The following is a 12,498-nucleotide window of genomic DNA, read 5'->3' as shown; positions in this document are numbered from 1 at the left end:
GGCACCGCTGATGTCCGCCCTCCTCCTGATCGCCCACGGCAGCCGCGACCCGCGCCACGCCGCGACGGTGGCCGCGCTCGTGGAGGAGGTGCGGGCCCAGCGGCCCGGCACCGAGGTCGCCACCGCCTACCTGGACCACTGCGCGCCGCGGATCCCCCAGGTGGTCGGACGGCTGGCGGACGCGGACGCGGTGGCGGTACCGCTGCTGCTCAACCGGGCGTTCCACGCCAAGCACGACATCCCCGCCGCGCTGCGCGCCGCCGGCTCCGGACTGCCGGTGGCGGACGTGCTCGGCCCCTCGCCCCTGCTGCTCACCGCCCTGGACCGCCGCCTCGCCGAGGCCGGCCTGGCGGTCGGCTCACCCGCCGTCCGGGCCCGTACCGGCGTGGTGCTGGCGGCGGCCGGCTCCTCCGACCCGGCCGCCGACGCCGCGACCCGCGCGGTGGCCGCCGAGTGGCGCCGCACCCGCGGCTGGGCCACCGTCGAGGTCGCCTACGCCTCCGCCGCGGGCCCGCGCGTCCCCGACGCCCTCGCCGCCCTGCGCGCCGCCGGCGCCCGGCACACCGCCGTCGCCCCCTACCTGCTGGCCCCGGGCCTGCTGCCCGACCGCATCGCGGCCGCCGCCGACGGCGCGGACACGGTCGCGGCCGTCCTCGGCGCCACCCCCGAACTGGCGGCCCTCCTGCTGCAACGCCACGACGAGGCCCTCCGGGCCACGGCCGCCACCCGGGCCCTCACCGCCTGAGCGGAACCACGCCGGCTCCGCCGTCGTCACCGACCCCAGCCGTGCGTCATCGTCCGCCACCTGCCACCCTCCGCTCTCCGCCGCGCCCCAGCCTGCCGTCGGCACCGGGCGCACGACCAGCCGCCTTCACCCCCTCGGGTGACGGCGCCCGGAAACGCCGACGGCGCGCACGGCGAGCCGTGCGCGCCGTGCCCGGCATCGGCCTGCGGCCGAAACGGCCCGTGCCCCCGATGCCCTCGTGGCGAGGGCGTCGGGGGCACGGGCCGAACGATCAGGCCTGGCCGGACGTCAGTCGAACGTGCGGCGCTGGCGCCCGGTCCCGTAGTTGGAGCCGGACTTGGCACCGCTGCCGGGCTTGGCGCGGCCGGCGGAGCGGCCGATGAAGCCGGCCGCCTGCGGGCGCTCGCCCTGGGTGGCGGCGCCCATCCGCTGCTTGGGGCGGGGGCGGCGCGGGTTGCCGTTCATGTCGACGTCGGCGGGCAGCGCGGAGCGCTTGCCGGGCCGGCGGCGCGAGGAGCCGGACTTGGCACCGGCGGCCTTGTCCGCACCGGCCTTGCCCGCGGCGGCCTGGTCGGCGGCGACCGGCACGGCCAGCGTCACCGGGACGCCGCTCGGCGTGCGGGCGCCGGTGATCCGGGTCAGGTCGGCGTCGCCCGGGCGGATCTTGGTGACGGTCGGGCGGATGCCGGCGACCGTCATCAGCCGGTTGACCTCGCGGCGCTGCTCGGGCAGCACCAGGGTGACGACCGTCCCGGACTCGCCGGCCCGGGCGGTGCGGCCGCCGCGGTGCAGGTAGTCCTTGTGGTCGACCGGCGGGTCGACGTTGACGACCAGGTCGAGGCCTTCGATGTGGATGCCGCGGGCGGCGACGTTGGTGGCGATCAGCGCGGTGACGTGGCCGTCGCGGAACTGGTCCAGGACCCGGTTGCGCTGCGGCTGGGACTTGCCGCCGTGCAGGGCGGCGGCCATCACGCCGTTGGCCAGCAGCTGCTTGGCCAGCCGGTCGGCGCCGTGCTTGGTGTGCACGAACATGATCACCCGGCCGTCGCGGGAGGCGATGTGCGCGGTGGCGGAGGCCTTGTCCGTCGCGTCCAGCTGGAGGACGTGGTGGTCCATGGTGGTGACGGCGCCGGCCGAGGGGTCGACCGAGTGGGTCACCGGGTCGGTCAGGAAGCGCTTGACCAGCCGGTCGACGTTGCGGTCCAGGGTGGCGGAGAACAGCATCCGCTGCCCGCCCTCGGCGACCTGCTCCAGCAGCTTGCTGACCTGCGGCAGGAAGCCCATGTCGGCCATCTGGTCGGCCTCGTCGAGGACGGTGATCGCGACGTCGGAGAGGTTGACGTCACCGCGCCCGATCAGGTCGTCCAGCCGGCCGGGGGTGGCCACCAGCACCTCGGTGCCGCGGCGCACCGCGTTGGCCTGCTTGTTGATCGACATGCCGCCGACGACGGTGGTGATCCGCAGGTTGACCGCGGTCGCGTACGGGGTGAGCGCGTCGGTGACCTGCTGGGCCAGCTCGCGGGTGGGCACCAGGACGAGGGCCAGCGGGTACCGGGAGTCGGCGCGCTTGCCCGCGGTACGGGCGAGCAGCGGCAGGCCGAAGGCCAGGGTCTTGCCGGAGCCGGTGCGGCCGCGGCCGAGCACGTCGCGCCCGGCGATCGAGTCGGGCAGCGTGGCGCCCTGGATCGGGAAGGGCTCGGTGACGCCCTCGCGGGTGAGCGCGGAGAGGATCCCCTTCGGCAGCTCCAGCTCGGCGAAGGTCGCCGCCGGGGGCCGGGCCGGGGTGCCCTGGACCACGGTGAAGTCGGTGGCCTCGGGGACGGCGGCGGGGCGGTTCTGCTTGGGGGCGCCGGCGCGGTTGCGCGGCTTGCGCGGGTGGTCGCCGCCGCCGGTGCTGCGGCGGGCCTGGTCACCGCCGCGGCGGGTCTGGTCGGTGCTGCGGGAGCCGCGGTCGCGCGGCGGGCGGGCAGAGGTGGTCACGAAATCTCCGTCGGTCGGTCGTCGGCAGCCCGCGGTGCGGACTGGGTCGGCCGTCGGAGGGAAATTCGCCGCCCCGGCCGTACGGCGGCATGAGCGGGGGCCCGCACCGTGCGGTGCGGGCCCCCGCTTCGCGATGATCGCGAGTCAGCGTGGAGCTGACGTCAGCCGATGATCGAGATGTTCTCGGCCTGCGGGCCCTTCTGGCCCTGGGTCACGTCGAACTCGACCTTCTGGCCCTCGAACAGCTCACGGAAGCCCTGAGCCGAAATGTTCGAGTAGTGGGCGAACACGTCAGCGCCGCCACCATCCTGCTCGATGAAGCCGAAGCCCTTTTCGCTGTTGAACCACTTCACGGTGCCGGTAGCCATAACCGTCTCCTCTAACTGGGGCATCAGAGATCCACACCTCGTGGATCCCCAAGTAGCCGCGATCCCCATCCGGAGGCTGAAACACCGGACAAAACAAATGCGCCTGTCGGTTGGTACCAGCAGGCGCACACCACGTTCATGGGAACCAAAACTGCAACTGCTTCGACTGTAGCACGGTGCCACCCCGGTTGACCGGGGATTTTCCCGCCTCGTAGATCACGTTTGGCGGGCCGGGGAAAGGGGCAGGCCGCGCCCCGCCGAAGCGGGACGCGGCCTGGTGCCCAGGACCGGTCGGTCAGCGCCGTCCGGCCGGCTCCGGCACCCCGTGGGTGCCGGTCAGCGGGGCCGGGCCCCCGCCGTGGCCGTGGCCGTGGCCCGGGCTGTCCGCGTGGCCGGGCCACCAGGCGCGGTGGCCGAGCAGCGCGGTGAGCGCCGGGGTGAAGAACATCGCCATCACGAAGGCCGCCAGCACGATGCCGAAGGCCAGCGAGAAGCCGAGCTCCATGAAGAGCACGTTGCCCGCGAGCATGAAGGTAGCGAACGAGGCCGCCAGGATGAAGCCGGCCGCCGCGACGGTCGGGCCGCCGTGCTTGACGGCCTCGCTGGCCGCCTCGCGCGGGCTGCGGCCCTCGCGGGCCTCCTCGCGGAGGCGGGCGATGATCAGGATGTTGTAGTCCGTGCCGATCGCCACCACGAAGAGGTAGATGAAGATCGGCAGCATGAACATCAGGCCCGGCTCGCCCTTGACGTTCTGGAACAGCAGGGTGGTGGCACCGAGGGTGGCACCGAAGCCGAGGCCGACCGAGGCCATCAGGTACCAGGGCGCGACGACGCTGCGCAGCTGGAGGCCCAGGATGATCATGATGAGCAGGGCCGCGATCGGGAAGACCAGCGTGTAGTCGTGCACCATCGCGGTGTTGATGTCCTTGTACACCGCGGTGACGCCGCCGACCAGCGCCTTGCTGTCGGACGGGGCCGACGCGTGGGCGGTGTCCCTGACCTTCTGGATGGTGTCGATGGCCTTGTTGGAGGCCGGCACGTCCTTGAGCAGGACGGTGAAGTCACCGGTGGCGCCGTCGGCGCTGATCGTCTTGGCCTCGGCGGTCGGCGCGACCACGCTGGCCACCCCGGGGACGCCCTGGAGCTTGTCGGCGAAGTCCTTGATCGCCGCGTCGTTCAGCTTGGCTCCGCTGCTGGTCAGGAAGACGTGGCTCGGGTCGGCGGCGCCGGCCGAGAACGCCGTCATCAGCTTCTCCTCGACGACGATCGACTCCTTGCCCTTGGGCATCGAGCTGCCGGCCAGGTCGTAGGTGCCGTTGTAGTTGACGCCGGCCAGGGCCAGTACCAGCAGGACGCCGCCGGAGACCAGGGCGACCAGACCGGGCTTCCTGCCGGTGATCCGGCCCAGCGCGGCGAAGCGGGCGTTCTTCGGCTCCTGCATCCACTTCTTGCCCGGCCAGAACACCCCGCGGGAGGGGATGACGGCGAGCACGGCGGGGGCCAGGGTCAGCGAGACCAGGGCGGTCGCGACGACCGCGATGGCCAGCGCCGGGCCGAGCGCGGTGAACATGCCCAGGCTGGAGAGGATCAGCACGGCGAAGGCGACGGCGACGGCACCGGCGGCGGAGGCGATCGCCTCGCCGACCCGGCCGACGGCGTTGGCCACGGCCGTCTTGCGGTCCTCGCCCAGGCGCAGCCGCTCGCGGTAGCGGAAGGCCAGGAAGAGGAAGTAGTCGGTGCCGACGCCGAGGACCACGATGATCAGGATCGCCGAGGTCATCGGGGACGACTTCAGGTCGAACATCTTGATCGCGTCGGCGATCAGGCCGTTGGACACCGGCATCGCGATCGCCAGCGAGAGGATGACCGGCAGGATGCCGGCCAGGATGCTGCGGAAGATGACGCCGACGATCAGGATGACCAGCAGCAGGCTGCCGAGCATGACGATGGCGTCGGTGGCGCCGGAGGACTCCTGCTGGTCCAGGGCGCTCGCGGCCCCGCCGCCGACCTGGAACTTCAGGCCGGAGCCGTCGGCGAGCCTGGTGCCCTCGCTGCGCAGCTTCTTCGCGGCTTCGGTGTACTCCTCGCTCTGCATCTTGGTCTTGTCGATGGCGACCATGGACAGCGCGTACTTGCCGTCCTTGGACTTCGAGGTCTTCGGGTCGACGGGCACGACCGTCTCGACGGCGGGTATGTGCGCGTCGGTGAGGCCCTTGACGACCTTGTCCATCGAGGCCTGGTCGGCCTCGTTCAGCGCCTGGCCGTCGTTGCGCTCGAAGAGCAGCAGCGCGGCCGGGGTGAAGCTCGACGGGAAGGCCCGCTCCTGGAGCTGCGCCGCCTGGATGGATTCGTAGTGCTTGGGCAGGAACGCGGACTCGTCCGTCTGCGAGGTGACCTTCGGCGCCGTCATGACGATGGCGAGCATCGCGACGACCCACGCGGCGATCACCCACCACGCGCGACGAACGACGAACTGTCCTAGTCGGTGGAACATGCTCGAATGCCTCCTGGGCATGGTTCACCGCAGCCCTTGGGGGACGGGACGCTGGGCGACGGCATGACCGGTGCGGGGAATGCCCGGCGGCACTCCCTTGCCGGTCGGCAGGTAAGTAGGTCTGGGGCGTCATCCTACGAGTACTTGCTTGCCGCCCGGCAAGGAGCCCCCGTTGTGCATTCAACCCCCGTGGGGCGCCCATGGGCGGCCCGGCCCCAGTCTCCCCCGAACACGGCCCCGCTGACCTCGTGCTGCGGGTGGAGTCTTCTCCCCCTCAAGGTGGAGGCACATCCCCTACCCCCCGGGAGGAGATCTCGGGGTCCAGGGGTAGGGAAAACCCCACCCCGGCCCCGAGGAGAGCCCCAGGAGAAGGCCACCCGCCAGCCGGATTACCCGTCAACTCCCGCCTCCCTAGGGTTGATCGGGACGCCGGACGGACAGCCGGCGCACCGCAGCCGGCGGCCCCGACCAGGGCCGCCGCTCCCGTCCGGCGACACCCGCCGACGTCCGAGGGGGGAACCACCGTGAAGCCCGTGAAGTCCAGACTCGGTCTGGCGGCCGCGATGGGCGCCTGGAGCGCCCGGCACCGCAAGACCGCCGTGTTCGGCTGGCTGCTCTTCGTCGTCCTGGCCGCCGCGCTCGGCACCGCGCACGGCAGCACCAAGGTGACCGACGCCGAGTCGATACCCGGGCAGGTCTCCAGGGCCGCGGTGATCCTCGACGAGGCCGGACTGAAGACCCCGGCGGGCGAGACCGTCCTGGTCCAGAGCGCCACCCGCCTCGCCGACGACCCCGAGTTCCGCACCGCCGTCGGCCAGGTGGTCGCCGCCGTGAACGGCACCGGCCTGGCCGCCGAGGTCCGCTCGCCGTACGACACCGGGGCGGTCTCCGCCGACGGCCACTCCGCGCTCGTGACGCTGACGCTCAAGGGCGACCGGACCGAAGCCGCGGAGCACGTCCAGTCGGTGCTGGACGCGGTGGCCGGCGTGCAGGAGCGGCACCGGGACCTGACCGTGGTCCAGCTCGGCGACGCCAGCTCCGGCAAGTGGATGCAGGACCAGTTCGCGAACGACTTCGCCCGCGCCGAGTGGACGGCCGTGCCGCTCGCCCTCGGCATCCTGCTGGTCGCCTTCGGCGCGCTGGTCGCCGCCGTGCTGCCGGTGGTGCTCGCGCTCACCGCCTTCGTCGCGGCCGCCGGACTGGTCGCGCTCAGCAGCGGGTTCCTGCACACCAGCAACGACGCCAGCTCGGTGATGCTGCTGGTCGGCCTCGCCGTCGGCGTCGACTACTGCCTCTTCTACCTGCGCCGCGAGCGCGAGGAGCGGGCCGCCGGACGGGACGCGGCCACCGCGCTGGCCGTGGCCGCCGCCACCAGCGGCCGGGCGGTGCTGGTCTCCGGCGTCACCGTGGTGGTCGCCATGGCCGGCATGTTCCTCACCGGGATCGCCACCTTCCGCTCGATGGCCTTCGCCACCATCGTGGTCGTGATCACCGCCGTGCTCGGCTCGCTCACCGTGCTGCCCGCGCTGCTGTCGATGCTCGGCGACCGGGTCGAGAAGGGCCGGGTGCCGTTCCTCGCCAGGCTGCGCCGCCCGGACGCCGCGCGGACCGGCGGACGGTTCTGGAACGCGGTGCTCACCCCGGTGCTGCGCCGCCCGCTGGCCGCCACCGTGCTCGCCGGCGCCTTCCTGCTGGCCCTGGCCGCGCCGATGCTCACCATGAACACCGCCAACCTGACGTTCCAGCAGCAGCTGCCCGCGGGCAATCCCCTGGTCGCCGCCTCGCAGAAGATCGAGGCCGCCTTCCCCGGCAGCCCGGGGCCCGCCGGCGTCGTGATCAAGGCCGCCGACATCGACTCCCCCGCGATGACCGCCGCGATCGCCGACCTCAGGGCGAAGGCCCTGGCCAGCAGGCTGATGCACGGCCCGGTCGAGGTCACGGTGCACGCCGACAAGAACGTCGCCACCGTCGACATCCCGCTCAACGGCACCGGCAACGACGCCACCAGCAACGACGCCCTGCGGAGCCTGCGCGAGGACCTGGTGCCCGCCACCGTCCTCAAGGTGCCAGGCACCGAGGCCCCGGTCACCGGCCGCACCGCCGGGTCGTACGACTTCAACCACACGATGACCGGCTCGATGCCGCCGGTCTTCGCCTTCGTGGTCACCTTCGCCTTCCTGCTGATGCTCACCTCCTTCCGCTCGCTGGCCGTCGCCGTCACCGCGGTGGTGCTCAACCTGCTGTCGGTGGGCGCCGCGTACGGGGTGCTGACGCTGGTCTTCCAGCACGGCGTGGGCGCCTCGCTGCTGGGCACCGCCGGGGTCGGCGCGGTGGAGTCCTGGGTGCCGCTGTTCCTCTTCGTGATCCTCTTCGGGCTCTCGATGGACTACCACGTCTTCGTGGTCTCCCGGATCAAGGAGGGCCACGACCGCGGCCTGCCGACCAGGGCCGCGATCGCCGACGGCATCCGCTCCACGGCCGGGGTGGTCACCAGCGCCGCGGTGATCATGGTGGCGGTGTTCTCGGTCTTCGGCTCGCTGTCCATGCAGGTGATGAAGCAGATGGGCGTGGGCCTGGCGGTCGCGGTGCTGATCGACGCCACGGTGATCCGCGCGGTGCTGCTGCCCTCCGTGATGACCCTGCTGGGCGACCGCAACTGGTACCTGCCGCGCTGGCTGAACTGGCTTCCGGACCTCTCGCACGGCGAGTCCGTCCCGCCGGCCGGCGCCGAGCAGGCCCTGCCCGAGCGGCCGGCCGCCCCGGCCGAGGGGGCGCGCCACCGCAGGGCCGGGGTCTGACCCGGCACCCCCGAACCGACCGCCCCGACCCGCACCGGTGCCGGGCCCCGCAGCGCGCGGGGCCCGGCACCGGTGCGTCATGATGATCACCGTCCGGGGTCCCCCGGATGAACGTCGGCGAAACGGAACCCAGTCATGATCCCCTTCGACGAGGGCCGCGCCCGGCTGCTGCTGGCCCAGGCCTGCGAGTCCGCCGGGCTGGCCGCCCCCGACGGGGCCACGCTGCTCGCGCTCGGCGAGAACGCCGTCTTCGACCTCGGCGACCCGGCGGTGGTCGCCAAGGTCGGCCGCGGCCCCGAGCTGTACGACCGGGCCCGGCGCGAGCTGGCCCTCGCCCACTGGCTGGCCGGGCAGGACGTGCCCGTGGTGCGCCCGTACGACGCGGTCCCGCCCGAGCCGCAGCTGGCCGACGGCCACCCGGTCACCTTCTGGCACCGCCTCGCGCCCGCCGTCCGCCCCGCCCGCCCGGTCGACCTCGCCCCGCTGCTGGGGGCCCTGCACCGGCTGCCGCCGCCGCCCTTCACGCTCGGCCGGCGCGACCTGCTGGCCCCGGTCGAGCGCTGGCTGGCCTCCGCCGAGGGCCACGTCGACCCGGTGGACGTCGCCTTCCTGCGCCACCGCAGGGACGCCTTCGCGGCCGCCCTGCCCGACCTCGTCCCCCGGCTGCACCCCGGGGTGATCCACGGCGACGCGCTGCCGCGCAACGTCCACGTCGGCCCGGACGGCCCGGTGCTGCTCGACCTGGAGTTCATGGCGAACGACCTGCGCGAGCACGACCTGGTGGTCCTCGCGCTCAGTCAGGACCGGTACGGCGTACCCGTCGAGGAGTACCGCGCGTTCACCGACGCGTACGGCTGGGACGTCCGCGAGTGGCCCGGCTTCACGGTGCTGCGCGGCGCCAGGGAGACCGCCAGCGCCTCCTGGGTGGCGCAGCAGGCGGCCAGCAGCCCGGCCGCGCTGAAGGAGTTCCGGCGCCGGGTCGACTCGCTGCGGGACGGGGCCACCGAGGTGCGCTGGTACCCGTTCTGACGGCCGTCCGCGGTACCCGCGGCGGCGCGGGACCGCCACCGGGGCGAGTGTGAGAAGACTCTTACGGCGCTTCGGTCCGGTCGGCAACCGGGGCACGTACGATCGGCGTCCTATCGGACAGTCGTCCTGACCTGTAGTGATCGGCACCGTCCTTCGCACCTCAGGAGCCGCCGCCATGCACCGGACCGCCCGCCGCCCCGCCGCCCCGATCCGACCGTCCCGCTCCCGGCGCCGGCTGTTCGCCGGATGCGTCGCGGTGACCGCCGCCCTGGGGCTGGCCGCGTGCGGGACCGCCAGCGGGGCGCTCCGGCCGCCGAGCGCGGCGGCGCCGTCCGGAACCCAGTCGCCGGCCGCCGCCCAGCCGGACGGGACGGCCGCGCCCACCATCGCGCCGGCCCCCGGCTCGGACGCCGTGCCGCCGGGCGCGGGTTCCCCGGCCGCCTCCGCCCCGGCGCCGTCGAAGCCGGCCCCGCCCGCGGCCACCGGCTCCCCCGTCTCCGCCACGCCCACCGCCCCGGCCGCTCCGACGGCGCCGGCCGCCGGCCCGTCCTCGCCCGCCGCGCCGCCCCCGCACCCCGGGGCGGGCACGGTGATCGGCTCCACCGCCTCCGGCGGCCGCACCGTCGCGCTCACCTTCGACGACGGCCCGGGCCCGGCCACCGGTCAGATCCTCGACCTGCTGGCCCAGTACCACGTCAAGGCCACCTTCTGTCAGGTCGGCCAGAACGCCGCCGCCAACCCGGCCATGGTCAAGCGCGTCCTGGCCGCCGGGCACCGGCTGTGCGACCACAGCGTCCACCACCCGCAGCCGTTCGCGAAGCTCCCGCACGACAAGGCGGTGTACGAGATCACCGCCGCCCGGGACATGATCGTCCAGGCGGGCGGCCCCGGCACCGAGGTCGGCTGGTTCCGCGCCCCGGGCGGCGGCTTCACCGCCGACAACGAGCGGATCACCGCGGGCCTCGGGATGTCCTCGCTCGGCTGGTCCGTCGACCCGCGCGACTGGTCGCGGCCGGGGGTGCCGGCGATCGTCTCGGCCGTGCAGAAGCAGCTCAAGCCCGGCGGGGTGATCCTGATGCACGACGGCGGCGGCGACCGCGGCCAGACCGTGGCCGCGGTCAGGCAGCTGCTGCCCTGGCTGGTCGCCCAGGGGTACGACTTCGACTTCCCGGCCGGGTAGCGCCGTCGGGGCCCTCGCCCCGGAACGTCTCCCCCTCGGTCACCCGGCGGGCCGCCCTCCGGCCCGGTCCGTTCCGGTGCCGGCCGGGGGCCGGTCGACGCCCGAACGGTCGACGCCCAGCCGGTAGACCTGCCGGGAGCCGCCCTCCGGGCCGGGCTCCGCCGCCTCGGCCGGGGTGAAGCCCAGCCGTTCGTAGAAGACCCGCGCCCCGCTCGTCACCGCGCCCGGGTGGTCCGGTCCGAAGGTCACCACCTCGACGGTGGCCGGGCCGCGGACGTGGCGGCGCAGCACGTCCTCGACCAGCTCCCGGCCGACGCCGGTGCCCCTGGCCCGCCCGGCGACCACGAGCCAGTGCAGGTGGTGGAGCCCGGTGCCTCCGGTGCCTCCGGTGCCGAAGAGCAGGCCGCCGAGCAGCCCCCGGCCGTCCTCGGCGACGGTCGCCAGGCCTGCGTCGATGCTGTCGCGCACCGCGCGGTGGAAGCCCGGTTCGGCGACCATCGGGCCGAACCAGTGCTCGACCTCGGCGGCGAGGGCGAGGAAGCCGGGCAGGTCCGCGGGGCGGGCCGGGCGCACCTCCGTCACCGGGCGGGCCAGCGCGGGTCGACCACCGCCTGCGGGTCCTTGCCGCGGCGCAGCCAGGCCTGGAGGCCCTCGGCCCACTCCCGGTACCAGTCGACCTGCCGGCGGTGCAGCTCCGCGGGCGCCACCGCGCCCACCTCGGCCGGATAGCGCTCGGCCAGGGCGACGGCGACCCGGACGGCGGCCAGGGCGTCACTGCCCGCCTCGTGGGCGTCGGTCAGCTCCACCCCGTACAGCTCGCAGACCCGTTGCAGGGTGCGGGAGCCCTTGCGGTACTTGTCCACGGCCCGGTCGATCACCAGCGCGTCCAGCACCGGCCCGACCGGCCGGCCCAGGCGCTCGGCGAGCGTGGCCAGTCCGTGCCGGTTCAGCTCGGCGTCGAGCAGCGAGAGGTCGAACGGCGCGTTGAACGCCACCACCGGCCGGCCGGCGGCCATCCGCTCGCAGAGCGCTGCGGCTATCTCCTCCACCGCCTCCTTCGCCGGTCTGCCCTTGCCGCGCGCCACCTCGTCCCCGATCCCGTGGATCGCCTCCGCCTCGGCGGGTATCGGCACCCCGGGGTCGAGCAGCCAGTGCGCGGCGCCCACCCGGGCGGCCCCGACGGTGTCCACGAGGGCGGCCGTGACGATGCGGTCCACGGCCGGGTCGGTGCCCGTGGTCTCCAGGTCGAAGCCGACCAGTGGCTGCTGCCACCAGCTCATCAGGTGTGTCCTTCCGTCCTGTCTCCCGAAACAGCCCCTATCATCACCCGCCCCACCGACAACCCGGCCCCGGGGGGAGCCGGAGCCGGTGGGCGGGACGGCGGCAGGGCGGCGGGCTACCGTACGCCGGTGGGCAGTTCGGGCCCCCGGGCCGGACGGAGCATGGCGACGTCGACCGGGTCCTCGTGGACGACGGCGAAGCCGTGCCGTTCGTACAGCCGCTGGGCGGCGCTGCCACGGAGGACGACGAGGCGGACCGGGTCCCCGGCGGCGTCGGCGTCGGCGAGGAGGTGGCGCAGGACGGCGCTGCCCAGGCCCCGGCCCTGGAGGTGCGGGGCCAGGTAGAACAGCTCCAGGTGGCGCCCGCCCTGCTCGTCGGGGCGGACGGTGACGCAGCCCGCGAAGGCGCCGTCCACCAGGAGCACGGAGGTGTGGCGGACGGAGAAGGACTTCCGCACCCGCTCCCGGGAGCGGTCCTGGTCCCAGCGGCCGAGGCGTTCCAGGTCGGCGCGCATGACCCGGGCCTTGAGCGCGGTGACGGGTTCGAGGTCGTCGGCCGTGGCGGGGCGCAGGCTCCACCGGGGGTCACTGTTCACGGCCCGCATCCTCGCAGCCTCGTCCGCC

10 protein-coding genes are annotated in these 12,498 nt (G+C 74.2%); 4 read left to right on the top strand and 6 right to left on the bottom strand.

The window, feature by feature from the left end:
* Positions 1-10 precede the first annotated feature (10 nt).
* Positions 11-745: a sirohydrochlorin chelatase gene (locus ACIQOW_RS03360; protein ID WP_401079247.1), complete on the top strand. Its 735-nt coding sequence runs from the start codon at positions 11-13 to the stop codon at positions 743-745.
* A gap of 288 nt (positions 746-1,033) precedes the next feature.
* Here ACIQOW_RS03360 and ACIQOW_RS03355 read toward each other — a convergent pair whose 3' ends face one another.
* From ACIQOW_RS03355 to ACIQOW_RS03345, 3 genes are all read right to left on the bottom strand, one after another.
* A complete protein-coding gene (locus tag ACIQOW_RS03355; protein ID WP_401079245.1) occupies positions 1,034-2,725 on the bottom strand; it encodes a DEAD/DEAH box helicase in 1,692 nt (563 codons plus the stop codon).
* A gap of 161 nt (positions 2,726-2,886) precedes the next feature.
* On the bottom strand, positions 2,887-3,093 hold the full coding sequence (locus ACIQOW_RS03350; RefSeq protein ID WP_188296458.1) for a cold-shock protein: 207 nt from the start codon (positions 3,091-3,093) through the stop codon (positions 2,887-2,889).
* A gap of 295 nt (positions 3,094-3,388) precedes the next feature.
* Positions 3,389-5,587, bottom strand: coding sequence for an MMPL family transporter (locus ACIQOW_RS03345; RefSeq protein WP_401079243.1), 2,199 nt, complete (start codon positions 5,585-5,587; stop codon positions 3,389-3,391).
* 563 nt (positions 5,588-6,150) lie between these two features.
* Here ACIQOW_RS03345 and ACIQOW_RS03340 point away from each other — a divergent pair.
* The 3 genes from ACIQOW_RS03340 (at position 6,151) to ACIQOW_RS03330 (ending at position 10,594) form a co-directional block, all read left to right on the top strand.
* A complete protein-coding gene (locus ACIQOW_RS03340; RefSeq protein ID WP_401079796.1) occupies positions 6,151-8,385 on the top strand; it encodes an MMPL family transporter in 2,235 nt (744 codons plus the stop codon).
* A gap of 135 nt (positions 8,386-8,520) precedes the next feature.
* A complete protein-coding gene (locus ACIQOW_RS03335) occupies positions 8,521-9,414 on the top strand; it encodes a phosphotransferase enzyme family protein (protein ID WP_401079241.1) in 894 nt (297 codons plus the stop codon).
* A 175-nt stretch (positions 9,415-9,589) separates the two neighbouring features.
* Positions 9,590-10,594, top strand: coding sequence for a polysaccharide deacetylase family protein (locus ACIQOW_RS03330; RefSeq protein ID WP_401079239.1), 1,005 nt, complete (start codon positions 9,590-9,592; stop codon positions 10,592-10,594).
* 39 nt (positions 10,595-10,633) lie between these two features.
* On the opposite strand, the gene ACIQOW_RS03325 is transcribed toward ACIQOW_RS03330, so the two are convergent.
* The 3 genes from ACIQOW_RS03325 to ACIQOW_RS03315 form a co-directional block, all read right to left on the bottom strand.
* Entirely contained in the window at positions 10,634-11,176 is a 543-nt protein-coding gene (locus ACIQOW_RS03325; protein ID WP_401079237.1) for a GNAT family N-acetyltransferase, read from the bottom strand.
* On the bottom strand, positions 11,173-11,874 hold the full coding sequence (locus ACIQOW_RS03320; protein ID WP_188301225.1) for an exonuclease domain-containing protein: 702 nt from the start codon (positions 11,872-11,874) through the stop codon (positions 11,173-11,175). Before ACIQOW_RS03320 ends, ACIQOW_RS03325 begins: the two co-directional genes overlap by 4 nt.
* A 116-nt stretch (positions 11,875-11,990) precedes the next feature.
* Entirely contained in the window at positions 11,991-12,470 is a 480-nt protein-coding gene (locus tag ACIQOW_RS03315; protein ID WP_401079234.1) for a GNAT family N-acetyltransferase, read from the bottom strand.
* Between the last annotated feature and the right edge of the window lie 28 nt (positions 12,471-12,498).

The sequence above is a fragment of the Kitasatospora sp. NPDC091335 genome (genome assembly GCF_044757205.1).
GTDB lineage: Bacteria > Actinomycetota > Actinomycetes > Streptomycetales > Streptomycetaceae > Kitasatospora.
The sequence above is the reverse complement of the archived record's forward strand: the minus strand, read 5'-3'. Positions and strand labels throughout refer to the sequence as shown.

What these genes read in the sequence shown, in the direction of transcription:
- ACIQOW_RS03335 (WP_401079241.1), top strand. Translation starts at nt 8,521, where the DNA reads ATGATCCCCTTCGACGAGGGCCGCGCCCGGCTGCTGCTGGCCCAGGCC.
- ACIQOW_RS03340 (WP_401079796.1), top strand. Translation starts at nt 6,151, where the DNA reads ATGGGCGCCTGGAGCGCCCGGCACCGCAAGACCGCCGTGTTCGGCTGG.
- ACIQOW_RS03350 (WP_188296458.1), bottom strand. Translation starts at nt 3,093, where the DNA reads ATGGCTACCGGCACCGTGAAGTGGTTCAACAGCGAAAAGGGCTTCGGC.
- ACIQOW_RS03330 (WP_401079239.1), top strand. Translation starts at nt 9,590, where the DNA reads ATGCACCGGACCGCCCGCCGCCCCGCCGCCCCGATCCGACCGTCCCGC.
- ACIQOW_RS03345 (WP_401079243.1), bottom strand. Translation starts at nt 5,587, where the DNA reads ATGTTCCACCGACTAGGACAGTTCGTCGTTCGTCGCGCGTGGTGGGTG.
- ACIQOW_RS03320 (WP_188301225.1), bottom strand. Translation starts at nt 11,874, where the DNA reads ATGAGCTGGTGGCAGCAGCCACTGGTCGGCTTCGACCTGGAGACCACG.
- ACIQOW_RS03360 (WP_401079247.1), top strand. Translation starts at nt 11, where the DNA reads ATGTCCGCCCTCCTCCTGATCGCCCACGGCAGCCGCGACCCGCGCCAC.